Origin of the sequence: Brucella ciceri, from assembly GCF_041930145.1 — a bacterium.
Classification (GTDB): Bacteria; Pseudomonadota; Alphaproteobacteria; order Rhizobiales; family Rhizobiaceae; genus Brucella; species Brucella intermedia.
In genome coordinates this window covers 17,709-40,780 of sequence record NZ_JBHEEV010000001.1, presented here as the reverse complement: position 1 = coordinate 40,780, position 23,072 = coordinate 17,709, and the positions used below count along the sequence as shown (strand labels likewise).

Genomic DNA, 23,072 nt, shown 5'->3' with positions numbered 1-23,072 from the left:
GATGAAGGCTGTCCGGCTTTATGCGGCAAAGGATTTGCGGGTCGAGACCATCGACCCGCCGGCGCATCCCGAGCCGGGCTGGGCCCGGCTCAAGGTAACGGCTGCGGGCATTTGCGGCTCGGACCTGCATAATTTCATGACCGGCCAGTGGATCAGCCGGTCCCCTTCGGTCGCGGGCCATGAATTTGCAGCCATCGTGACCGCAACCGGCGATGGCGTGACCGGATTCAAACCGGGCGATACGGTGATCGCGGACTCCCGTTACTGGTGCGGCGAGTGCCCGTCCTGCAAAAGCAGTAGGCAAAATGTCTGCGAAACGCTGGGCTTCATCGGTGAAGTCTGCGATGGCGGCTTTGCCGAGGAGACAGCACTTCCCGTCCGTCTGCTCGTTCATTACGACCCGGCCATCAATCCGGTGGTCGCCGCCATGGGCGAACCGCTGTCGGTGGCGCTGCACGCCATCCGCAGGCAGCGTATGCCGTCGGGCGAAGCCGTTCTCGTTGTCGGCTGCGGGCCAATCGGCGGGCTTGCAGCGCTGCTGCTCTCCCGCCTGCATGACGGTCCGGTGCTGGTCTGCGACCGCAATGACCAACGCGCCAATCTCGTTTCAACGGTCACAGGCGCGACCGCAGTGCCTCTCGACAAGGCTGCGATTGAGACCGCAATCAATGGCCAGCCGATCCGGCATGCGATCGATGCCACCGGCAATATCGGCGTCCTCATGGCAACGCTCGACGTGCTTTCCGGCGGCGGTTCGCTGGCACTGGTCGGCATATCCCATGGCAGGATAGAACTCGATCCCAACATTCTGGTCGAGCGGGAGATAAGCCTGATCGGCTGCCACGCCTATCAGGACGAACTGCATGAAATCGCAAGACTTCTGCCCGATCTTGAGGCGCAGCTATTGCAGCTTGTCGACCGGGAAATCCCGCTCGATGAAGTGCCACGCGCCTATGCCCGGCTGATAGCCGGTGAGGCCAACGGCTTGAAAACGATCATACGCCCAGGGATGTAACGGCACTGCTACAGGCCTGAAACAGCTACATAATCAAGCCCGCGCCATAGCTATCACATTTATCTGATCCGGTGTTTTTCGCCGGATGTGTTGACATCTGCCGCTTCTCGTAACATTTATAGTTACATGAAAAGAGACAGCAAACTATCGGGCGTCCTGCACGTCCTTCTTCACATGGCGGAACATAGAGGGCCGGTCACATCGGAGGTCCTTGCCAAGGCCATGACCACCAATCCGGTCGTCGTCAGGCGCGTGATGGGCGGCCTGCGCGAGCAGGGCTATGTCCGCTCGGAAAAGGGACACGGCGGCGGCTGGGAAATCGCCTGCGATCTCAGCAAGGTGACGCTGCGCGACATTTACGAGGCCATTGGGGAACCGACACTTCTGGCCATGGGAAACCGCGCCGAAAAGCCGGAATGCCTGGTGGAACAGGCGGTCAACGCTTCGCTCGGCAAGGCATTCAGCGACGCCGAAAATCTTCTTCTGGAGCGATTTGGCGAGGTCACGCTTGCCATGCTGAGCGCGGATTTTCATCAACGCGCGCTGGAACGCGGCGTAAAGTTCGATCTGGAGAGCAGTCATGCGTCATGATGCGATCATTATCGGCGGCAGCTTCGCCGGCCTGTCTGCGGCAACCTATCTGGCGCGCGGCAGGCGAACTGTCCGCGTGATCGACGCCGGAAAACCGCGCAACCGTTTTGCCGAACATTCGCACGGCTTCCTTGCGCAGGACGGCAGCAACCCGCTTTCCATGCTGGATACCGCGAAAACGCAGGTCGAAGCCTATCCGACCGTGACCTTCACACGAGGCAAGGCCGTTTCCGGCAGCGGCGAAATCGACAATTTCAGGATCGAACTCGATAGTGGCGAGATCGTCGAGGGGCGGCGGCTGATCCTTGCCTTCGGCATATCGGACGAACTGCCGGATATTCCCGGCCTTGCGGAGCGATGGGGCAATACCGTCATTCATTGTCCCTATTGCCACGGCTATGAATTCAGCGACCGGCAGCTTGGCGTCCTCAATCTGTCGCCCATGTCGGTGCATCAGGCCATGCTGATTTCCGAATGGGGACCAACGACCTTCTTCATCGACGAGGGAATGGAGCCGGATGCCGAGGCATTCGCAGAACTGCAACGGCGCGGCGTGAAGATCGAACGCAGCCCCGTCCGTGCGCTCTGCGGGCAGGGGACAGAACTTTCGCAGGTCGAGCTTGAGGACGGGCGACTGGTGCCCATCGATGCGCTTTACATAGGCCCCCGCAATCGCCTGAACAGCGAGATTGCCTGCATATTCGGCTGCGCAATGGATGAACTGCCGCTCGGCAGAACGATACGGACGGACGGTCTGAAGACGACAACGGTGCCGGGCATTTTTGCAGCAGGCGATATTACGCGCGGTGCGCACAGCGTTGCGTGGTCGGTTGCCGACGGGGTGACGGCGGGAACCGCGGCGCATCGATCCCTGGTGTTCTAGAGCATTTCCAGCAAAAGTGCGAAGCGTCTACGCGGTGGATAATGCGACAAGACAAATACCTAGAGCGGTTCTGACAATTCCGTTTTAACCGGAACCGCTCCAGGCTCCCAATTTGTTGCATTCCGGCTACATTGGCGCTTCCGTCTGCAGCCGTCATATATCAGCCTCTTGCTTATGGGCTCCAGTCCTGCAAATTCAGCGTTCGTGGTCCTTCCCGCTACAGGGATTCCTGGACCGGATCGGGGAATCCATGAACACCGGGTCAGTCAGTTCAAGACCGCTTGCAGGCATTGCCCTTGCTTGCGGCGGCTACGCTTGTTTTGCCCTTCAGGACGCAATGGTGAAATGGCTCGTCGCGACCTATCAGGTGCCGCAGATCTTGTTCATGCGCAGCCTGGTGATCGTGCTCATCACGGGCGTTCTGATCCGCTATCACCGCCATCCGTCGATTTTCAAAAGCCCTTATCGCAACACCATCGTGCTCCGCGCGGGCCTGATGCTCGGCGCGTGGTTGCTGTTCTACAATGCGGCTCGCCATCTCGAGCTTGCAGAACTGACCACGCTCTATTTCTCCGCGCCGATCATGGTCATGTTCCTGTCGATCCTCGTGCTGAAAGAGAAGATCGGGCCGGGGCGGTGGATCGCCTGCGCCATCGGTTTCATCGGTGTGACCGTGGCCGCGAACCCGACCCATTCGCCCAATCTCATTCCCGCCGCCATGTGCATCGTTGCGGGCTTCTGCTGGGCATGGAGCACGATCCTGATCCGGCTTGTCAGCCGCAGCGAAACCACGATGACGCAGATGTATGCGACCAGCCTGCTGTTCGGTCTGGCCTGCGCGCTGTCCTTTCCATGGACCTGGCAGGAGCCCGACCTTTCAGGCTGGATGCTGATGATCTGTCTCGGGCTGGTGTCGACGCTCGGCCAGTTCCTTCTTTACGAAGGGTTTCGCCACGCACCGGCCTCCGCGCTGGCGCCGGTGGAATATAGCGGTCTGATCTGGGCCTTTATCTATGGCTACCTGATCTGGGCGGAAGTTCCGGCAACAAATGTCTTTGCCGGTGCATTCCTGATCGTGCTGGCGAGTCTGCTGCTTATCGCCTGGGAACAGCGCCAAGCGAATTTGCGCAAGCGCCGCGCTCCCTGTTGAGAGCCGGCTGCCAAACACGCCCCGTGCGGCTGCATCACTCCTGAAGGGAGGTCAAACCGCGTGCGCGGCCTGACCGACAGGCAAGGGGAACAGCTTGTCATATGCGATATTGAATACAAACGCATAGACCAGATAGAAGACGACAATCGCTATATCCATCACAAGGGCGGCAATCAGCGAAATTCCCAGATACCAGGCGATGAATGGGATCAGGAGCACGACCAACCCGCCCTCGAAGAGGGTCGCGTGCAGCACCCGGACAATCATGCTCTTGCTGACGCTGCCGGTGAAGCGCAGCATCGCCTTGTCGAAGCCCAGATTGAACAGAAAATTCCACACGGTCGCGGTGGTAGCCGAAACAATGCCGATGACGCCCATCTCTGCCGCAGGCTTGTCCAGAATGAAGGCCGAACCGGGTATGAAGATCGCCAGACCGATGATTTCAAACATCATTGCATGGCGGACACGGTCCATAAAACTGCGCATTTCCTTTAATCCCTGTTGTTAACGAGCGTGCTTCTATCTTATTCTGACGATAAGAAAAGTTAGATATTATCTGGATTTCAGATAGATGAGCATTGAACTGGAGCAACTCGAAGCCTTTGTGGCCTCCGCGGACCACGGCTCGTTCTCGGCCGCCGCGCGGCACCTGCGCAAGGCGCAGTCCGCCATCAGCACGCTGGTTTCCTCGCTGGAAGACGATCTCGACGTCAAGCTGTTCAGTCGGGCTTCCCGCAATCCGGTGCTGACGGAGGCCGGAGCGCGGCTGTTGCCGGAAGCGCGCCTGCTGCTTGCCCGGCGGGAGCACCTGATTTCAGTCGCCAGAAATTTCGGCGATCACGTTGAAACCCGCCTCGTCGTCGCGATAGACGAGCTTTACCCCGAGCCCGCCATCGCGACGCTGTTTGCCGCTTTCGCGCAGGAATTTCCGCATGTCGAGCTGGAACTGAAATTCCCGCCCTCGACCGCGATAAGCGGGCTTGTGCTCGACGGAAAGGCGGACCTCGGGGTCATGTGGCGCGCCGAACAGATGCCGGATGAACTTGGCTTCCATACAATCGGCTGGGTGCCTCTGGTGCTGGTCTGCGGACGCACGCACCCGCTGGCGCAAACAGCGGTCAGTTGGGAAGATCTGCGTTCGTTTCGCCAGATCATGGCGCGAAAGCACAGCGATACGGCTGAAAGCCAGCGCCTGCGGGTCGGCGCTGATGTGTGGTGGGTGGAAAGCCACTGGGTCATCCTGCAAATCCTCACAAGAGGGATCGGCTGGGCGTTCATTCCTGAACATATACTGCAGGACTCGCCGCTGGCGCCGGAACTCGTCATTCCCCGGTTACAGTTCGACGAGGGCGCACATCCCGTCGCTTTGGAACTGATCTGGAACAAGCGGCGGCGACAGGGGCCCGCCGCCCAGTGGCTGCAGCAACGTTTTGCAAAGAGCCGTTTTTGAGTTTCGACAATGAAGTGCCAAGGGCAGGGATCATCCCTGCCCAAGCGCGATAGCGTGCAATGGAGCATGCCTCATTTGGTTTTGAGGGACAGCCAGCGGGTTGCGTGCACGTTCGTCAGATTGTCGCTATAGCCTTCGACCCGTTCCGATACGAGCGCTTGCGACAAGGGGTAGAGCAGGGGAATGACCGGCACTTCTTTCAACAGGATGCGCTCGGCCTCGGCAAGCGTTTCCGCCCGCGCCTTGGCGTCGGTCATGGTTTCCGACCGGGTGATGAGGGCATCGTAATCCTTGTTCGACCAGTCGGACATATTGAAGTAATTGCCGGTGGTGAATAGGCTCAGGAAGGAATAGGGATCGTTGTAATCGCCAATCCACGCCTGATATGCAAAATCATACATGCCCTTTTCGTGCAAATAGTTGAAATAGGTCGTGCTTTCCACTTCATCCTGCGACGCCTCGATGCCGATATTCTTGAGCATGTCGGCAATCGCGATCATTGAGTTCTTGTTATTGATCGAGGTGGCATAACGCAGCTTGACCGAAAGGCTGCCCGGCTTGACGCCTGCCTCCGCCAGCAATTGTCTCGCCCTGTCTTCGCGATCAAGAATATCCTGGTCCTTATATTCCAGACGTGGCGCATCCGCGACATAGTTTTGGGTGCCGGGAGGCACCATCGAATAGCCGGGCACCATCATTCCGCGCCTGATTTCACTGGCCAGAAAATTGCGATCGATTGCCATCGAGATGGCCTGACGCACCCGTGGATCGCGCAACTTGCCATCGGGTTCGCCTTTGACGCTGACAAAATAGATGCCGAAATAGGGGGCGACGCGCAGATTCTTTCCCAGATTTGCCTTGATATAGTCCATCTGCTCGGCAGCAACCGTGCCACAAATCTGTATCTCGCCGGATTCAAACCGGCGCATGCACGAGGCAGGCTCCTCAAACGGGACCCAGTTCACCACGTCGATCCTGACGCTTCCGGCATCCCAGAAATACGGGTTCTTTTTCATGACGATCTGGGCATTCGGCGTGAAGCTCACCAATGTGTATGCACCGTTCGACACCATGTTTCCTGCCATGGTGAACTTGTCGCCGTATTTCTCGACCGCTTTCCGGTTGAGCGGCAAGGCCGTTTGATGGGCCAGTATGGGAAGGAAATAAGGGGTGGGGGAGGCCAGTGTGATTTTCAGCGTATGATCGTCCAGCGAATGGACGCCGAGCTGATCGACCGGCAGTTTGCCCGTATTGATTTCCCGCGCATTTTTGATCGGATAGAGGATGCTGGCGTAACCAGCACCGGTTTTCGGGTCCATGATGCGGCGCAACGAATACTCGAAATCTCCAGCCGTGACGGGATCGCCATTCGACCATTTCGCGTTCTCCCGCAGGCGGAACGTATAGGTCAGTCCATCGGACGAAATATCCCAGGACTGCGCAACGCCGGGTATCAGCTCTCCCTTGCCGTCTTCCGTAACGAGCCCTTCGTAAAGATCACGCAGCAGGGCGCCTTCCTGCGCCGTTGTTGTCCGATGCTGATCCAGCGATGACGGATCGCTGCCGCTGTCGCGGTTAAGCACGGTTTCGGCCGATGCGGCACCAGCCAAGGAAAGCCAGCAAGCGCTTGCAAGAACGAAACGTAGATACATGAAACCCTCCCAATGACAAAGCGGCCCCAAGGGCCGCGAGAATAAGTAACTGTATCCGTTCAGTGTCAGGCTTACTATTTTAAGTAATTACCCCCGCTTTATTGCCACTTCCTCTCCAATAACGTGCAACTAATTGTGCGATACAATTAATGTAATACAACTTGCGATTAGAGAAAAATATTCCTTTCATCTATCATTCTCACGCATCGTAAGACGAAGCAAATCTTTGACAATAACTTTTTAAATATTTGTGAGGGGAAATGAGATTTACTTTATTATCGATGAGTTCCATTGCGACTCTGAGCAGCCTTTCCGTGGCATATGGTGCGGACAACATAGTCGCACCCGAGCCGGACGCAGCACAATATGTCAGGGTCTGCGATGCCTATGGCGCTGGGTATTTCTACATACCCGGCACCGAAACCTGCCTGCGGGTTCATGGCTATGTCCGCTATCTCATGCAGGGCGGCGATGATGTCTATGGCCGCGGCTTTACCGACAAGGACGGTGCGCCATATCTGCAGCGCTCCACCAAGCGCGACACCTGGGATATTTCCACGCGCTTCACGCTTCGCGCCAGCACAGCATCCGAGACGGAGTTGGGTACGCTCAAAACCTATGCGGAAACCCGTTTCCAATGGAGCAATGGCGCGGATTCCAGCTCCACCGGGTCGTTGCGCGTTGCATATGTGGATTTGGGCGGGCTGCGTGTCGGTCTTGATTATTCGGTCTTCACATCTTTCGTCGGCTATCTTGGCGACGTCTTCAACGACGATGTCATCCCGGCTGGCGGCGCACGCACCGCCGCGATCAGCTATACCTATACCGGCAAAGATGGCTGGTCGGCTGTCCTTGCGCTCGAACAGGGCAACAATAAGGACACCGACCATGATTATGGCTATGACGGCACCATAAGCGATTACGCCCCGCATGTCGTTGGCGGCGTGAAATACTCCAAGGACTGGGGCGCCATCATCGCAGTCGCTGCCTATGATGCCCGCAACGAAGAATGGGCGGGCAAGCTGCGCGGCAATCTCAACATTACCGACAAGCTGTCCCTTTGGGCCATGGGAGCCTACAAGTCCAACAAGGACAGCTATATGGACGTCAAGGGCGAGGACGGACAGGTCGCGGGGCAGGTTCGCGCGATCAACAGTTTCTATGGCCAATGGGGTGGCGACTGGGCCGTCTGGGGCGGCGGCGCCTACAAGATGTCCAACAAGACCGTATTCAATGCCGAGCTTTCCTATGACGGTGTGAATACATTCTACACGACCGCAAATGTTGCTTACGAAATGGTTCCGGGCTTCACGGTCACGCCGGAGATTTCTTATGTGCGGTGGCGCGACAAGAAGTCGGTCCTCAACGGGACAGACGCCTGGCAAGGCTTGATCATGCTGCAGCGGACATTCTGATGAGAGAGGAAGCGCCTGAAAAGGCGCTTCTTTCTTTGCGGGAGCAGGCCTGAGGGTCCGTGCATCAATCAGATAATATGTATTATGGAACTATCCGATGTGAAGCGATGGACCCATCGCGATAGTGGTGGATATCGTCCCGGATGCGCGACGGCGATAAACGGCAGGATGCAGATTATAACAGGATCGCCGCTGAAACTGTGCATGTAAATTTCCAGCGAATCGAGCTGTTTTCAAGTGCATTCCAACTGACATTCAAATGTCGGAAATCGCGGGAAATGCGGCGTTTTCTGGGCACATCCAGATGGCGTTCCGGCTTTGTAAATCCGATGAAAACCCGTGACCCCGTACCAGAAGTTAAGCGCGCGAATTACTCAAAAAATTGTGAATATATTAATTAAGTCAAAGTGTTGATAATTTCTCTTGCAAGTGGCGATCTTATAAATAAGATGCGGGGCATTTCAAAAATTTCAAAGGAGGGGTTCTCACATGTATCGTAAATTTCTACTGACAGGTGTATGTCTTCTGGCGCTGGCCGGTGCTGCTTCAGCCGAAGCCGTTCTCAATCGCGGCAACGACACCGACCCGGCGACGCTGGACCATCACCGCACCTCGACTGTGTCCGAAGGCAATGTTCTGCGCGACCTTTATGACGGCCTGACCATTCAGGACGCCAAGGGCGAGGCAATTCCCGGTGTGGCGAAATCCTGGGATATTTCCGAAGACGGCACGGTCTACACCTTCCATCTGCGCGACAATGCGAAATGGTCGAACGGCGACCCGGTTACCGCCGGCGATTTCCAGTTCACCTTCCGCCGCCTGATGGACCCGAAGACAGCCGCCGGTTATGCCAGCATGCTGTTCGTCATCAAGAATGCCGAAGACATTGCCGGCGGCAAGAAGCCGACCGACCAGCTCGGCGTCGAAGCCGTCGACGATCATACGCTCAAGGTGACCTTGAACTCCCCTGCTCCGTATTTCCTTGAGCTTCTGACCCACCAGACCGGCTTCCCGCTGCACCAGAAGAGCGTCGAGGCCAATGGCGACAAGTTCACCACGCCCGGCAAGATGGTGACGAACGGCGCCTATATGCTGGAAAGCTTCACCCCGAACGACAAGATCGTGATGAAGAAGAACCCGCATTACTACGAAGCGGATCAGGTGAAGATCGATACGATCAACTGGATACCGTTCGAGGACCGCGCAAGCTGCATGCGCCGTTTCGAGGCGAAGGAAGTGCAGATCTGCTCCGACGTTCCGGCCGAGCAGATGGACTATGTGAAGAAGAACCTTTCCAAGGAATTCCGCCTGGCGCCTTATCTCGGCGTCTACTATCTGCCGGTGAAGGGCAAGACCGCCGACAGCAAGCTGAAGGACCCGCGCGTCCGTCAGGCCATTTCGCTGGCCATTGACCGTGATTTCATCGCCGATCAGGTCTGGCAGGGCACGATGCTGCCGGGCTATTCGATGGTTCCTCCCCATATCGCCAATTATGTTGAGGATGCGCCAAGGCTGAAATATTCCGACGATATGCTGGAGCGTGAAGACAAGGCCAAGGAACTGTTGAAGGAAGCAGGCGTCGAACCGAATACGCTCTCGGTCGAACTGCGTTATAACACCTCGGAAAACAACAAGAACACCATGGCTGCCATCGCCGACCAGCTTGGCAATATCGGCATCAAGGCTTCGCTCAACGAAACCGAAGGCGCGACCTATTTCAACTACATGCGTGACGATGGTCCGTTCGATATTGCCCGTGCTGCCTGGATCGGCGACTACAACGATCCGCAGAACTTCCTCTACATCAGCCAGAGCGACGTGAGCTTCAACTATTCAAAGGTGAAGAACGCCGATTATGATGCGTTGATGGAAAAGGCGGCAAAAACCCTTGATCTCAAGGAACGCGCCAAGACGCTTGCCGAAGCCGAACAGCTGAAGCTCGATGAACTGAGCAATATTCCGATCCTCTATTATTCATCGCGCGCCCTTGTTTCGGACAAGGTCGAGGGTTGGACCGACAACCTGATGGATGTCCACAAGACGCGCTGGCTTTCCTTAAAACAATAAATTTTCAGCTTGGGCTGCGCTTATCGGCGCGGCCCATTTTTCTTCCGGCAGATCCGGAGGGCCCTTTTGCGGGGCAAACATTTTGTAAAAAAGTATATGGGAGTTTTTCATGGTTCGCGGAATTTTGATGACAGGCGTTTGCCTGATGGCGCTGGCAGGTGCCGCATCGGCAGAAACAGTGCTCAACCGGGGCAACGATACCGATCCCGCCACGCTGGACCAGCAACACACGACCACAGTTTCGGAAAACCGTGTCCTGCGCGACCTTTATGAAGGTCTGCTTGTGCAAAATGAGAAGGGCGAGGCCATTCCCGGCGCCGCATCCTCATGGGACATCTCCGAAGACGGCCTCATCTACACGTTCCACATGCGTGAGAACGCCAAGTGGTCGAATGGCGACCCCGTCACCGCTGGCGATTTCGAGTTCACTTTCCACCGCATCATGGACCCGAAAACCGCCGCGGGATATGCCAGCGTCCTATATGCCATCAAGAATGCCGAGGAAGTCGCTACCGGCAAGATGCCGCTGGACCAGTTGGGCGTGAAGGCGCTTGACGACAAAACATTGCAGATCACGCTCAAGAACCCTGCCCCTTATTTTCTGGAACTGCTCACCCACCAGACCGGTTTTCCGCTCAACCGGAAAGCGGTCGAGAAGTTCGGGGACAAGTTCACCCTGCCCGGCAATCTCGTAACCAATGGCGCCTATACGCTTGTCAGCTTCAATCCCAATGATAAGATTTCCATGAAGAAGAACCCCAACTACTGGGATGCTTCCAATGTGAAGATCGATGCAGTGAACTGGATACCGTTTGAAGACCGTGCAAGCTGCATGCGCCGTTTTGAAGCGAAGGAAGTCGATATCTGTTCCGATGTTCCGGCCGAGCAGATGGACTATGTGAAGAAGAACCTGAGCGGCCAGTTCCGCCTCGCCCCCTATCTCGGGATCTATTATATCGACATCAAGGGCGAGCCGTCGAGTAAGCTGCGCGATCCGCGTGTGCGCCGGGCCATTTCCATGGCTATCGATCGTGATTTCCTCGCCGATGAAGTCTGGCGCGGCGTCATGCTCCCAGCCAGTTCCATGGTGCCGCCCGGCATCGTGAATTACGTGAAGGACGCTCCGAAGCTGGATTTCGCCGATGCGGACGTTCTGGACCGTGAGGACAAGGCCAAAACGCTGCTGAAGGAAGCCGGTGTCGAGCCCGGAAGCCTTTCGGTGACCTTGCGCTACAACACTTCGGAAAACCACAAGAATACCATGGCGGCCATCGCCAATATGCTGGGCAATATCGGTATCAAGGCCACGCTCAACGAGGTCGAGGGTACGACCTTCTACAACTACCTTCAGGAAAAGGGGATGTTCGACATTACCCGCGACGGTTGGATCGGCGATTACAATGATCCGAATTCGTTCCTGGAGCTTTATACCACCGGCAATTATTTCAATTACGCCGAATGGTCGAACAAGGATTACGACGCGCTGATGGCGAAATCCGCCACGACGACCAATCTCGCTGACCGGGCAAACATTCTCGCAGACGCAGAGAAAATCCTCCTCAGCGAGGGGTCGGTCGTTCCGCTGATGTATTATTCGTCCACCGCGCTCGTTGCCGACCGTGTTCAGGGTTATGAAAACAACCTTATGAATTCGCACGGCACCCGCTGGCTATCCTTGAAGAACTGAAAACACAACAAAAACAAGGCCCAAGAAGCATTTTCCAGTCAAAGGCGCGAAGCGGTTTTGCATAAGGAAAATGCATAAAACAAAGAGTTTGGGATTTGCCGGACCGCTGCACGGCGGTTCGGCAAAGAAGGGAAAAGAACATGCTGGGCTATACGCTCCGACGATTGGGTAGTGCGATACCCACGATATTCATCATCATCACGCTGACATTCTTTGCGATCCGGCTGGCACCCGGGGGACCTTTCGACCTTGAAAGGCCCATCGACCCCCTGATCCTGGAAAACCTCAAGAAGGCCTATAATATGGATGCGCCGCTGTGGCAGCAGTATCTGATTTATCTGGGCAATCTTTTGCATGGCGATCTTGGACCGAGCTTCACGCGCCGCGACTTCTCCGTGAATGATCTTTTCGCTTCCGGCCTGCCGGTATCGATCGTTCTCGGCACGCTTGGCCTGACGCTTGCGGCAATCATCGGAACGTTTCTCGGCACGCTTGCAGCCCTGAAGCAGAACTCGACCATCGACTATTTCGTCGTGGCGCTCGCCACATTCGGCATCACCACGCCGAACTTCGTCGTGGCCCCTCTTCTCAGCCTTCTGTTCGGTGTCATCCTCGGCTGGGTTCCGGCGGGCGGCTGGTCCTCGGCCAATATAACCTACTGGATATTGCCGGTCCTTACCCTGGCACTGCCGCAGGTGGGCGTCATTGCGCGTCTCGTGCGTGGCGCAACGATCGAGGCGCTGCGCGCCAACCACGTTCGGACGGCGCGCGCCTATGGCCTGCCTTCCCGCGTGGTTGTCGGCGTGCACGCCTTGCGCGCCGCCATGCTTCCCGCCGTTTCCTATCTCGGCCCCACCGCCGCCGGCCTTCTCACCGGTTCGGTCGTGGTCGAGACGATCTTCGGCATCCCCGGCATCGGTCGTTACTTCGTGCAGGGCGCGCTCAGCCGCGATTACACCCTCGTCATGGGAACCGTTGTCGTCATTTCGATCTTCATCGTGGTTTTCAACCTGATCGTCGATCTTCTCTATGCATGGCTTGATCCGAGGGTTCGCTATGACTGATCTTTCCGTTCCGACCGAAACAGCCCGGCTGGAAGTTCCAAGCCGCTCCCTCTGGCAGGATGCATGGCTGCGCCTGCGCAAGAACAGGGCCGCCGCGGCGAGCGCCATCGCCCTTCTCGTGATGGCTTTTCTGGGCGTGTTCGGCCCCATGCTGAGCCCGCATCCCTATGACAAGATCTATCCGCAGTTCGTGCGCGTGGCTCCGAGCCTCGAAGCCTATCCGCGCGCGGATACGATCATGCCGGGCCTTGAACGCGAACTGGCCCGTGCACGGCTGAAAGCCGCTGGCGAACCGGAATTGACCGGCAACAATGTCGTTGTCAATTTCACCTCACAGCGCCCGACAGATGACCGCGTGCTGCGTTATTTCCAGCGTTCCGACCTGTTCAGCAATCCCAAGATCGATATCGCGTCCGATGGGTTGTCGGGCAAGCTCACCCTCGACGTGACGCGCAACTATTTCCTGCTCGGCACCGATAATCTGGGCCGCGATCTGATGACCCGCATCTTCGTCGGCGTTCGCATGTCGCTCGCCATCGGCCTGCTGGCTTCCGCCATGTCGCTGATCCTCGGCGTGTCCTTTGGTGCCATCTCCGGCTATCTGGGCGGGCGCATCGACAATGTGATGATGCGGTTTGTCGATATCATCTATTCGCTGCCCTTCATCTTCTTCGTCATATTGATGCTCGTCTTCTTCGGGCGATCCATTTTCATCATCTTCATCGCCATCGGCGCGACGGAATGGCTGGATATGGCGCGCATCGTGCGCGGGCAGACATTGAGCCTCAAACGGCAGGAATTCGTGCAGGCGGCGGAAGCGCTCGGCGCGACACGCAGCGGCGTCATTACCCGCCACATCATCCCGAATGCGCTGGGCCCCGTCATCGTTTTCGTGACGCTGCTGGTGCCCAAGGCTATCCTGCTCGAAAGTCTCCTTTCCTTCCTCGGTCTCGGCGTTCAGGACCCCCTCACCTCTCTGGGGTTGCTGATTTCCGAAGGTGCCCAGAACATGCGCGGCGCCAGCTGGCTATTGATCTGGCCTGCCATCACGCTGACCACAATCCTGTTTGCGCTGAACTTCCTTGGCGACGGCCTGCGCGACAGCCTTGACCCGAAGGATCGCTGAGATGACAAGTGAAAACATTCTGAGCGTGCGCGACCTGAAGGTCACTTTCGACACGCATGATGGCCCGGTCGAAGCCGTGCGCGGCATCAATCTCGATGTCAAAGCGGGTGAGACGATCGCAATCGTGGGAGAATCCGGTTCGGGCAAGAGCCAGACGACGATGGCGATGATGGGCCTTCTCGCCCAGAACGGCAGGGCTACCGGCCAGGCGCTCTATCGCGGGCAGGATCTGATCGGCATGCCCGAAAAGAAGCTCAACACCATCCGCGGCGCAAAGATCACCATGATCTTTCAGGAGCCCATGACATCGCTCGATCCGCTTTACCGCATCGGGGACCAGCTTGCAGAGCCGCTCCGCTATCATCGCGGGTTGAGCAAGAAGGATGCGCGCCCGCGCATTCTCGAACTGCTCAGGCTCGTCGGCATTCCCGAACCGGAACGCCGCATCGACAGCTATCCCTATGAACTGTCGGGCGGCCAGCGCCAGCGCGTCATGATCGCCATGGCGCTCGCCAACGAGCCGGATATCCTGATCGCCGACGAACCGACGACCGCGCTCGACGTCACCATTCAAGCGCAGATTCTCGACCTTCTGGCCAATCTGCAGAAGCGGCTTGGAATGGCGGTGGTTTTCATCACGCATGATCTCGGCATCGTGCGGCGCTTTGCCGACCGGGTTTACGTGATGCGCTCCGGCGAAGTGGTCGAAACGAACGAGACGGAAAAGCTATTCACCGCGCCCGAGCACGCCTATACGAAGATGCTGCTCAACGCCGAGCCGGAAGGCGAAAAAGCCCCTCCCCGCGATGATGCGCCGGTTCTCATTCGCGCCGATAATGTGAAGGTCAATTTTCTCATCAGCAAGCCGTGGCTTGGCGCCGCCAACTACCTCACAGCCGTCAACAATGTCTCGCTGACGCTGAAGCAGGGCCAGACCATCGGCATTGTGGGCGAATCCGGTTCGGGCAAGTCCACGCTGGGGCGCGCCATCCTGCGGCTGATAGCCTCCGAGGGCCGCATCGCCTATCTCGGGCAGGAATTGCCGCACGAGCCGCAAGCAATGCGCCCCAAGCGCCGTGAATTGCAGCTCGTCTTTCAGGACCCGTTCGGCTCGCTGAGCCCGCGCATGACGGTCGGACGCATCATTACCGAGGGGCTTCTGATCCACGAACCGAACCTTTCGGCAAAGGAACGCGACCGCCGCGCGCAGGAGGCGCTGAAGGAAGTCGGCCTCGATCCGGCCATGCGCAACCGCTATCCGCACGAGTTTTCAGGCGGCCAGCGCCAGCGCATCGCCATTGCGCGCACGATGATCCTGAAACCGCGCGTCATCGTGCTCGATGAGCCGACAAGTGCGCTCGACCGTTCGGTCCAGAAGCAGATCGTCACGCTTCTGCGCGACCTGCAAAAGGACCATGGACTGTCCTATCTCTTCATCAGCCACGACATGGCGGTCGTGCGCGCCGTCTCGGACTATGTGATCGTGATGAAGAACGGCAAGATCGTCGAACAGGGCGACACCGAACAGGTCTTCGACCGCCCGCGCGAAGACTATACCAGGGCCTTGATGGCGGCGGCGCTCAGCGAAGAACGCTTCGGCACATGACGAGCCAGAGGAAATGGGCCTGAAATTCAGGCCCATTTTCATTGCTGACCAGAGGGTTCAGGCGACGCTGTGCAGTTCGGTGCATACCTTGTTGCGTCCCAGATGCTTGGCGCGATAAAGCGCGGCATCCGCCCGGTGGAACACGGTCAGGAAATCACGGTCTCCCGGCGTACAGAATGCGATGCCCGCACTGGTCGTCGTGGAAAAATCTCCGGCCAGAGCTTCAAAAACTGTCGCCGCGAAGGCCTTGCGGATCGCATCCGCCATGGCGAGAACCTCGCTGTTCTGCTTCTGCCGCAGGACCAGGACGAATTCCTCGCCGCCGACACGGGAAATCAGCGCCTCGCATCTGACATGGCTGCGCAGGACATTGGAAAAGGTTCCAAGCACCTCATCGCCGATGATGTGGCCGTGCGTATCGTTGATCGACTTGAACGCATCGAGGTCGAAGATCACGACGGAATCCCCGAGCTGCAATTCATTGTCGGTCAGCACATCGTAAAGGGCGCGCCTGTTCAGCAAACCGGTCAGGCTGTCGGTGCGCGCATCATTGGCATGGCGGCGCGCAATACGCGACTGGGTGAAATTCAGCGACAGGGCGCCAATGCCCGTAATCCCGATGATGGCCGTTATCGCATTGATATTTTCAGCCCAGTTGCTGGGAATGGCGGTCATCACCCATTGCCGTTCATAAAGGATCACGGCACCGCACAGAAAGAACGAGATCGCCGTCAGGACATAAAGCGCGATCATGCCTGTCACGGGCACCGGCGCCTCGCGATAGACATGGAAATATTCCTTCGCGGTCAGCAGGAGCAACAGGGCCGATGTCAGGTTGAAAATTGCCGTGCCGGTGCCCGTCTGTCCCGCCAGGATCGGCAGCACCGTCGCGCTGATGACGGCAATCGCCAGAACGATCAAAAAGCGGCTGCGAACCGCACGGCCCGAAATCTGCCGCGAACCGAGGATCAGCAGTATGAAGCCAAGGCTTTCGAGGGTGAAGGCAATGATGGAGGCCGTGGCCAGCGGCAACGGACCGGCATAATAAAGCACCGCCCCCGTGCCGAGCAGGATCATGCCAAGGCAACCCCATAACAGGAAGCTGTCGCGGGAGTTCTGGTACCAGACACTCAGGATCGTCAGGGCCACTGCCAGGGAGCAGATACCCGCCGCAAAAAACAGAGTATTCTCGTCAAAACCCAAGGATGCGTTCCCCCAACCGCAAGATGCTGCCCGACAGAGTGTAATTCAGCTCTTTGTAATAAGCGATAAGCAATGTGCCTGTGCGTCTCTCCTGGCAGCCCTTGTCATTTCAGGCGCCATTTCCATCAAATTGACAGGGTCCTGCCCCTAAACCCCAGAAGCTGAAAACTTTTTTATTCCGGCCACTTGAACGGCCGTGGCGGCTTACTAAATCGACGCCGTCACACTAACATTTTCGTTCGATCAAATGGAGGTTCTGATGAGCGACCGTTTGTTTGACAGCCCTGTATTTGTTAAGGATGGGCCCTATCTCATTCGCGAAATTGCCTGCGTTGAAGATGCAATAGATTATCTTTATGAATGGCCGGAGCATGACCGCGATGTCATATATGAAATGACATGGAAGGCATGTTGTGATGCGCAGAACGGTCTCAAACCCCTGCACGTCGCGCGCCATGCGGTAGCAGGCTTCGCCCTCAAGCGAAATATTCTCGAAGAACCGCAAACAGCAATTCCGTGGGCACCGAACGTTCGATCTGGCGGCGGCAGAGTTCCGGCATAGGAGCTTCGCTCATGCACTGGTATTTTATAATAGAGGGTACGATCCTTGCGGCTTTTCTGACGGTGACAGCCGCGCTGGTATGGAAAAACCTGCGCAGGCACTGATTATCCAAGGCAAAACCCCGGCACCGATGGGCCGGGGTTTTGCATTTCTGGATAGACGTGCATCTCCAATGTTCGGTTGAAACGGGAAATGCCCTCTCCTCCAGGCTACATCATGCTGCCAGCGAAGCCATGTCGATGACGAAGCGGTAGCGCACGTCACTCTTCAGGACGCGTTCATAGGCTTCGTTGATCTCCTGGATATTGATCTTCTCGATTTCGGAAACGATGTTGTGCTGGCCGCAGAAGTCCAGCATTTCCTGCGTTTCCTTGATCGAGCCGATCATCGATCCCGCAAGCGACTTGCGGCCCGGAATGAGCGAGAAGGCATGCACAGGCACCATATGTTCCGGCACGCCGACAACAACCATGGTGCCGTTTACCTTGAGCAGCGCAAGATAGGCATTCCAGTCGATGGCGACGCCAACCGTGCAGATGATGAGGTCGAACGTTCCGGCCAGCTTCTGGAAGGTGGCAGCGTCGCTGGTGGCGTAATATTCATGGGCGCCGAGCTTGAGACCGTCTTCCTTCTTGGAAAGCGACTGGCTCAGCACCGTCACATGCGCGCCCATGGCATTGGCGAGCTTGACGCCCATATGCCCGAGCCCGCCCATGCCGATGATCGCGACCCGCTTGCCCGGACCTGCATTCCAGTGACGCAGCGGCGAATAAAGCGTGATGCCCGCGCAAAGCAGCGGCGCTGCCGCATCGAGCGGGAGATTGTCGGGCATGGAAAGGACATATCCTTCCTTCACGACGATATGGTCCGAATATCCGCCCTGCGTCCGTTCCTTTCCTTCGGCGTCGAAGGTGTTGTAGGTCTGGATGAGGCCCGGAAGATATTGCTCGTTGTCGACATCCCGGCTGGCGCAGCCGACGCAGGAATCCACGAAGCAGCCGACGCCGACCTTGTCGCCGACCTTGAATTTGGTGACCGCATCGCCGACGGCAGTCACGACGCCCGCGATTTCATGTCCCGGAACGATGGGATAAACGGCATTCTTCCATTCATTGCGAACGGTATGGATGTCGGAATGGCAGACGCCGCAATACTGGATCGAGATGACCACGTCATCCGCGTTGGGCTCGCGCCGTTCAAATGTGAACGGAACCAACGGCTCGTCTACATCCGTAGCAGCATAACCTCTTGCTATGGCCATGATAGACTCCATTTATTGGATTGGGGAAGCAGGCGGAATATGCCGGAGACACGGGCAGATGCGGTAGACCGATCCTGCAAGCTTCTTGCACGATCCTGCAAAACTGCCTGTTTCGCGATTGCCGATACCGACCCGCTTGCGCAATAATTGCTCTATTCCACATCGTCTGAACCGGATCATCCATGACGTCATTGACAGAGACCTATAACGAGCTTGCCGCTCTCGCGGAGCGTTTCACCGCACAGGACGGCGAATACCGCATGCCGATCGAAGGTCTGTCGATCAGCAGGCGCACGACGCCAAGCATACCGTGCCACAGCAGTTACAGACCCTGCCTCGCCATGGTGCTGCAAGGCGCAAAATCGCTGCGCCTCGGTTCCGAAACGATCAACTATACCAAGGGCGAATATCTGGTGACGTCGCTGGACCTGCCGGTCACATGGCGGGTGGTGGAGGCGAGCCCGGAAGCGCCGCATCTGTGCCTGGCGCTCGCCATCGACAGCGAGAAACTGACCGACCTGATCGGCCGTGTGGATGTTCGCAGACGGATGATGGCCGATGGCGATCAATGGGGAATAACCGTCAATGCCGCGCCTGCGGGCCTGCTGGATGCAGCCTTGCGCCTGCTGCGCCTTCTCGACAACCCCGACGATATTCCGGTGATGGCGCCCCTGATCGAACAGGAAATCCTCTATCGCCTTCTGACGGGTCCCGGCGGCGAGCGACTGATCAACATCGCCACCGCCGACAGCCAGGCCAACCGTATAGCGCGGGCTATCGCATGGCTTCGCCAGAACTTTGCCGCACCGTTGCGGATCGAACAGCTTGCCGAACACGTCAATATGAGCGCGTCGTCGTTTCATCACCATTTCAAGGCGATCACGGCGATGACGCCGGTACAGTATCAAAAGCAGCTCCGCCTTAACGAAGCCCGCAGGCTGATGCTGGTCGAGCGGCTGGACGCCGGTACGGCAGGCCATCGGGTCGGCTATCAAAGCCCGTCGCAGTTCAGCCGCGAATATAGCCGCTTCTACGGCAACCCGCCGATGCGCGACATCGAAGCCGCCTGAATGACAAAACGGCGGAACTTTCATTCCGCCGTTCTTTAAAGAGCATCCCGAAAAGTGTGAAACGGTTTTCGGGAAAGATCGCCCAAAATAAAGAGACAGAGCGCCGATCTGATCCAGTCAGATCGGCGCTTTGTTGTCAGTGGGTCTGGCTGTTGCGGACCGTTGCAACATCCGCCGCCTTCACCGGCCCGGCGCTGTTGCCCCATGCGGAGCGCACGAAGGTAGCCAGTTCGGCAACTTCATCGTCCGTCAGGCGGTCGGCGTAGCCCTGCATCACAAGGCGCATCGGACGCTTTGCCGTGGACGGAACCTCGGCGCCGTGCAGGATGATCGAGATCAGCGGCTGCGTTTCCGAACCTGTCACCAGATCATTACCGGCAAGCTCGGGGAAGATACCCGGAGCGCCCCTGCCCGTCACGAAATGGCAGGCAGCACAGTTGTCGAGATAGAGCCGCGCACCAAGCGGCATATCCGGAGAAGCTTCGGTCAGCATCTTTGTCGTTGCTTCACCGGCGGCATCAGCCGGGGCGGCTGGCAGCGCCTTGGACGCCTTCACGGCAAACTCCTGCGGCACTTCAACGGCAGCACCGTCAATCCCCTTCAGGAATGCGGCAATCGCCAGATTGTCGGCATCGGTGAGATGCTGAAGCGAATGTTCGACCGCAAGGCCCATTTCGCCATTGGCCGTGGAGTAGGAATTGCGGCCTGTTGCAAGATAGGTCGCCAGTTCCTCGATGGACCACTTCTGCGGGGCGGAATTTGCGCCGCGCAGCGACGGTGCGTTCCAGCCATCGACGACGCCGCCGGTGAGGAAGTCCTTGTCACCAACCTGCGTGCCGCTCTGCGCCATCAGCGGATTGCGCGGGCTGTGGCAGGCGGCGCAGTGAGCCGGGCCCTCGACCAGATACTGGCCGCGATCCTGTGCTTCCGACTTGCCTGCGGCCTTGAAGCCCGCTTCCTGACCGAGAGCCAGCCAGTTCCATGCACGAATGCCGAAACGCATGTTGAACGGGAAGCCGAGCTTGGTTTCCTGAACGACATTGTTCACCGGCTGTACCTGATGCATGAAATAATCATACAGCGCGCGGACATCTTCCTCGGTCAGCTTGCGATAGTTCTCGTAAGGCATTGCCGGATAGAGATGTGAGCCATCGGCACGAATGCCGTCATAAAGAGCGGCGCGGAACTGATCGAGCGTCCAGTTTCCGATGCCGGTTTCCTTGTCCGGGGTGATGTTGGTCGTCCAGATCGTACCCATTGGGCTTGCAATCGGGCGTCCACCGGCAAAAGGCTTGCCGCCTTCCGCCGTGTGGCAGGCCATGCAGTCCGATGCATACATGACATACTGGCCCTGCCCTTCGGCGGGTTTCCAGTCCGCCGCCGGTTCCCTGGTTGGCTTCGTCAGCTGTACCGGCACGAAGATGAAGGCCAGCAGCGCGACAATTCCGATGACGACGAGAGCGCCGATTATGCGAAGAAAAGTCTTCATCACCATTCTCCTCAGATCAGCGGACGCGGATTGGACAGGTATTGCGTGCGGATCGCATGCGCAGTCGAATAGGCAAGCCCGCCGAGCAGACCTGTCGGATTGTACTGCGTGTTCTGCACGAAATTGCCCGCGCCGGTCAGGAACACATTGTGCTTGTCCCATGCCTGCGAATAGCGGTTGACCACGCCCTCACGCGGATTGTCCGACATGATATGGCCACCCGTATTGTGCGTCGTCTGGTATGGGCGCACGTCATACTGCGCGCCTTCCTTCTTGAAGGACGACTGCATCAGGTCGGGGTTCATCGTCTTGGCCAGCGCTTCCATCTTGGTCTTCATGTACTGGGTCATCCGGATATCATTCGGATTCCAGTTGAAGGTCATGCGCATGAGCGGGCGACCGTGACGGTCCTTGTAGGTCGGGTCCAGATCGAGATGGTTGGTCCGGTAGGACATGTGCGAACCATGGCTGCCGATCGACATGGAATGGCCGTACCATTCGGCGATGGCCTTTTTCCACGCGCCGCCCCATGCCGGTGTACCGGATGGCAGCGCCATGCTGCGGATCGGCTGGCCGTTGGTCTGGCCGGCGCGCCAGTACGAACCGCCGATGAAGCCTTCCCGTCCGAAATCGATCTGGTTGACACCGAAATCGTCGATGCACATGCCGTTCGCGCCGGTGCCGATGAAGGGGTTGAATTCCTCATCCTTGAAGAAGAGCGTCACGCCGCCGTTCATCTGATAGGCATAATTGCGCCCGGTGACGCCCTCGCCCGTTACCGGGTCGTATGGCTGGCCGATGCCCGACAGAAGCGCCAGATGCACGTTGTTGAGCGAGAAGGACGCCAGGATGACGATATCGGCAGGCTGGAAGACTTCTTCCTGCGTCGCCTCGTCGAAATAGGTCACGCCCGTGGCGGTCTTGCCGTCCGGCGCCATTTCGACGCGCAGAACTTCAGACTCCGTGCGATAGGAGAAGTTCGGCATGCGCTTCAGCGCATCGAGGATGGCCGTCTGCGGCGATGATTTGGAATACTGGTAGCAGCCGAAACGCTCGCAGAAACCGCAGTGATTGCACGGCCCCATCTGCATGCCATATTCGTTGACATAGGCGGTCGAGGCAATGCCGCCCGGCGACGGGAACGGGTGATACCCCATGCCCTGAGCCGCATCGGCGAACTTCCGTCCATCCCAGGTCGTGTGCATCGGCGGCATCGGGTAGTCATTGGAACGCCAGCCCTCGAACGGATTGCCGCCTTCGACGATCTTTCCCTTCAGATTGCCCGCCTTGCCGGAAATGCCCGCGATGCGCTCGAAACGGTCGAAGAAAGGCTCCAGCTCGTCATAGTGGATCGGGTAGTCGCCGAGAAGCATGTCTTCGGGAATGATCTGCTCGCCCCAGCGTTCCTTGACATAGGAGCGCAGGCGCAGCTCTTCGGGCTGCGGACGCCAGTTCAGGCCGTTCCAGTGCGTGCCTGCACCGCCGACACCGTTGCCGGGCAGAAACGAGCCGAAGCTGCGGTAGGGCAAGGCGACTTCGTCGGCGTTGCGGCGGATCGTGACGGTCTGCTGGCTGGCGCGCTGCATCATCTTCAGGCGCACGCCGTATTTCAGCTCGTCGATCATGTTGGGATATTTGAAATCCGGGACCGTGTTCTGGTCATGCCCGCGCTCGAGCGCGACGATTTCAAGCCCTTCCTGCGCCAGTTCCATGGACAGGATGGCTCCGGTCCAGCCGAGGCCGACCACAACCACGTCTTTTTTCTTTTCCTGACGTGCCAT

General features: G+C 57.9%; 19 protein-coding genes. 13 read left to right on the top strand and 6 right to left on the bottom strand.

Going from position 1 to position 23,072, the window contains the following annotated elements; genetic code table 11:
- The first annotated feature begins 1 nt into the window (after position 1).
- The 4 genes from JNC63_RS00175 to JNC63_RS00160 all read left to right on the top strand — a co-directional run bounded on the left by JNC63_RS00175 (position 2) and on the right by JNC63_RS00160 (position 3,639).
- A complete protein-coding gene (locus tag JNC63_RS00175) occupies positions 2-1,015 on the top strand; it encodes a zinc-dependent alcohol dehydrogenase (protein ID WP_021586038.1) in 1,014 nt (337 codons plus the stop codon).
- 126 nt (positions 1,016-1,141) lie between these two features.
- Positions 1,142-1,606, top strand: a complete 465-nt coding sequence (locus JNC63_RS00170; protein ID WP_063620426.1) for an Rrf2 family transcriptional regulator — start codon at positions 1,142-1,144, stop codon at positions 1,604-1,606.
- On the top strand, positions 1,596-2,489 hold the full coding sequence (locus JNC63_RS00165; protein WP_021586036.1) for an NAD(P)/FAD-dependent oxidoreductase: 894 nt from the start codon (positions 1,596-1,598) through the stop codon (positions 2,487-2,489). Before JNC63_RS00170 ends, JNC63_RS00165 begins: the two co-directional genes overlap by 11 nt.
- Before the next feature lie 250 nt (positions 2,490-2,739).
- On the top strand, positions 2,740-3,639 hold the full coding sequence (locus tag JNC63_RS00160; RefSeq protein ID WP_021586035.1) for a DMT family transporter: 900 nt from the start codon (positions 2,740-2,742) through the stop codon (positions 3,637-3,639).
- A 51-nt stretch (positions 3,640-3,690) separates the two neighbouring features.
- Here JNC63_RS00160 and JNC63_RS00155 read toward each other — a convergent pair whose 3' ends face one another.
- On the bottom strand, positions 3,691-4,125 hold the full coding sequence (locus JNC63_RS00155) for a PACE efflux transporter (RefSeq protein WP_031346401.1): 435 nt from the start codon (positions 4,123-4,125) through the stop codon (positions 3,691-3,693).
- An 85-nt stretch (positions 4,126-4,210) separates the two neighbouring features.
- On the opposite strand from JNC63_RS00155, the gene JNC63_RS00150 reads away from it, so the two are divergent.
- Positions 4,211-5,089 carry a LysR family transcriptional regulator gene (locus JNC63_RS00150; RefSeq protein ID WP_021586033.1) on the top strand — a complete coding sequence of 293 codons (879 nt, stop codon included), beginning with the start codon at positions 4,211-4,213 and terminating at the stop codon, positions 5,087-5,089.
- A 71-nt stretch (positions 5,090-5,160) separates the two neighbouring features.
- Here JNC63_RS00150 and JNC63_RS00145 read toward each other — a convergent pair whose 3' ends face one another.
- Entirely contained in the window at positions 5,161-6,741 is a 1,581-nt protein-coding gene (locus JNC63_RS00145) for a peptide ABC transporter substrate-binding protein (RefSeq protein ID WP_063620425.1), read from the bottom strand.
- 260 nt (positions 6,742-7,001) lie between these two features.
- Between JNC63_RS00145 and JNC63_RS00140 the strand changes: the two genes are divergently transcribed.
- The 6 genes from JNC63_RS00140 to JNC63_RS00115 all read left to right on the top strand — a co-directional run bounded on the left by JNC63_RS00140 (position 7,002) and on the right by JNC63_RS00115 (position 15,706).
- Positions 7,002-8,156: a porin gene (locus JNC63_RS00140; RefSeq protein WP_031346400.1), complete on the top strand. Its 1,155-nt coding sequence runs from the start codon at positions 7,002-7,004 to the stop codon at positions 8,154-8,156.
- Between the two features lie 489 nt (positions 8,157-8,645).
- Positions 8,646-10,223, top strand: a complete 1,578-nt coding sequence (locus tag JNC63_RS00135; protein ID WP_006468861.1) for a peptide ABC transporter substrate-binding protein — start codon at positions 8,646-8,648, stop codon at positions 10,221-10,223.
- A gap of 109 nt (positions 10,224-10,332) precedes the next feature.
- The gene (locus tag JNC63_RS00130) at positions 10,333-11,910 is read left to right on the top strand and encodes a peptide ABC transporter substrate-binding protein (RefSeq protein WP_021586011.1); all 1,578 of its coding nucleotides are present in this window, start codon (positions 10,333-10,335) and stop codon (positions 11,908-11,910) included.
- A gap of 140 nt (positions 11,911-12,050) precedes the next feature.
- Complete coding sequence (locus JNC63_RS00125; RefSeq protein WP_021586012.1) at positions 12,051-12,974, top strand: ABC transporter permease; 924 nt, start codon at positions 12,051-12,053, stop codon at positions 12,972-12,974.
- Positions 12,967-14,100 (top strand): ABC transporter permease, encoded by a 1,134-nt coding sequence (locus JNC63_RS00120; RefSeq protein WP_006471342.1) that lies wholly within the window; start codon positions 12,967-12,969, stop codon positions 14,098-14,100. The genes JNC63_RS00125 and JNC63_RS00120 overlap by 8 nt, the downstream gene beginning before the upstream one ends.
- 1 nt (position 14,101) lies before the next feature.
- Entirely contained in the window at positions 14,102-15,706 is a 1,605-nt protein-coding gene (locus JNC63_RS00115) for an ABC transporter ATP-binding protein (RefSeq protein WP_006471343.1), read from the top strand.
- Positions 15,707-15,763: 57 nt separating this feature from the next.
- Here JNC63_RS00115 and JNC63_RS00110 read toward each other — a convergent pair whose 3' ends face one another.
- On the bottom strand, positions 15,764-16,909 hold the full coding sequence (locus tag JNC63_RS00110) for a GGDEF domain-containing protein (RefSeq protein WP_063620423.1): 1,146 nt from the start codon (positions 16,907-16,909) through the stop codon (positions 15,764-15,766).
- A gap of 259 nt (positions 16,910-17,168) precedes the next feature.
- On the opposite strand from JNC63_RS00110, the gene JNC63_RS00105 reads away from it, so the two are divergent.
- Positions 17,169-17,471 carry a DUF982 domain-containing protein gene (locus JNC63_RS00105; RefSeq protein ID WP_063620422.1) on the top strand — a complete coding sequence of 101 codons (303 nt, stop codon included), beginning with the start codon at positions 17,169-17,171 and terminating at the stop codon, positions 17,469-17,471.
- Between the two features lie 214 nt (positions 17,472-17,685).
- Here JNC63_RS00105 and JNC63_RS00100 read toward each other — a convergent pair whose 3' ends face one another.
- Entirely contained in the window at positions 17,686-18,732 is a 1,047-nt protein-coding gene (locus tag JNC63_RS00100) for an NAD(P)-dependent alcohol dehydrogenase (RefSeq protein WP_063620421.1), read from the bottom strand.
- A 182-nt stretch (positions 18,733-18,914) separates the two neighbouring features.
- Here JNC63_RS00100 and JNC63_RS00095 point away from each other — a divergent pair, with 182 nt between their 5' ends.
- Positions 18,915-19,802, top strand: a complete 888-nt coding sequence (locus JNC63_RS00095; protein WP_006468871.1) for an AraC family transcriptional regulator — start codon at positions 18,915-18,917, stop codon at positions 19,800-19,802.
- Positions 19,803-19,938: 136 nt separating this feature from the next.
- Here JNC63_RS00095 and JNC63_RS00090 read toward each other — a convergent pair whose 3' ends face one another.
- Together JNC63_RS00090 and JNC63_RS00085 are read right to left on the bottom strand one after the other, a co-directional pair.
- Entirely contained in the window at positions 19,939-21,291 is a 1,353-nt protein-coding gene (locus tag JNC63_RS00090) for a cytochrome c (protein WP_006471348.1), read from the bottom strand.
- A gap of 11 nt (positions 21,292-21,302) precedes the next feature.
- Positions 21,303-23,072 (bottom strand): GMC family oxidoreductase, encoded by a 1,770-nt coding sequence (locus tag JNC63_RS00085; protein WP_006471349.1) that lies wholly within the window; start codon positions 23,070-23,072, stop codon positions 21,303-21,305.

Excerpts from the sequence above, each read along its gene's own strand:
- JNC63_RS00175 (WP_021586038.1), top strand. The coding sequence starts at position 2 with ATGAAGGCTGTCCGGCTTTATGCGGCAAAGGATTTGCGGGTCGAGACC.
- JNC63_RS00170 (WP_063620426.1), top strand. The coding sequence starts at position 1,142 with ATGAAAAGAGACAGCAAACTATCGGGCGTCCTGCACGTCCTTCTTCAC.
- JNC63_RS00165 (WP_021586036.1), top strand. The coding sequence starts at position 1,596 with ATGCGTCATGATGCGATCATTATCGGCGGCAGCTTCGCCGGCCTGTCT.
- JNC63_RS00160 (WP_021586035.1), top strand. The coding sequence starts at position 2,740 with ATGAACACCGGGTCAGTCAGTTCAAGACCGCTTGCAGGCATTGCCCTT.
- JNC63_RS00155 (WP_031346401.1), bottom strand. The coding sequence starts at position 4,125 with ATGCGCAGTTTTATGGACCGTGTCCGCCATGCAATGATGTTTGAAATC.
- JNC63_RS00150 (WP_021586033.1), top strand. The coding sequence starts at position 4,211 with ATGAGCATTGAACTGGAGCAACTCGAAGCCTTTGTGGCCTCCGCGGAC.
- JNC63_RS00145 (WP_063620425.1), bottom strand. The coding sequence starts at position 6,741 with ATGTATCTACGTTTCGTTCTTGCAAGCGCTTGCTGGCTTTCCTTGGCT.
- JNC63_RS00140 (WP_031346400.1), top strand. The coding sequence starts at position 7,002 with ATGAGATTTACTTTATTATCGATGAGTTCCATTGCGACTCTGAGCAGC.
- JNC63_RS00135 (WP_006468861.1), top strand. The coding sequence starts at position 8,646 with ATGTATCGTAAATTTCTACTGACAGGTGTATGTCTTCTGGCGCTGGCC.
- JNC63_RS00130 (WP_021586011.1), top strand. The coding sequence starts at position 10,333 with ATGGTTCGCGGAATTTTGATGACAGGCGTTTGCCTGATGGCGCTGGCA.
- JNC63_RS00125 (WP_021586012.1), top strand. The coding sequence starts at position 12,051 with ATGCTGGGCTATACGCTCCGACGATTGGGTAGTGCGATACCCACGATA.
- JNC63_RS00120 (WP_006471342.1), top strand. The coding sequence starts at position 12,967 with ATGACTGATCTTTCCGTTCCGACCGAAACAGCCCGGCTGGAAGTTCCA.
- JNC63_RS00115 (WP_006471343.1), top strand. The coding sequence starts at position 14,102 with ATGACAAGTGAAAACATTCTGAGCGTGCGCGACCTGAAGGTCACTTTC.
- JNC63_RS00105 (WP_063620422.1), top strand. The coding sequence starts at position 17,169 with ATGAGCGACCGTTTGTTTGACAGCCCTGTATTTGTTAAGGATGGGCCC.
- JNC63_RS00100 (WP_063620421.1), bottom strand. The coding sequence starts at position 18,732 with ATGGCCATAGCAAGAGGTTATGCTGCTACGGATGTAGACGAGCCGTTG.
- JNC63_RS00095 (WP_006468871.1), top strand. The coding sequence starts at position 18,915 with ATGACGTCATTGACAGAGACCTATAACGAGCTTGCCGCTCTCGCGGAG.
- JNC63_RS00090 (WP_006471348.1), bottom strand. The coding sequence starts at position 21,291 with ATGAAGACTTTTCTTCGCATAATCGGCGCTCTCGTCGTCATCGGAATT.
- JNC63_RS00085 (WP_006471349.1), bottom strand. The coding sequence starts at position 23,072 with ATGGCACGTCAGGAAAAGAAAAAAGACGTGGTTGTGGTCGGCCTCGGC.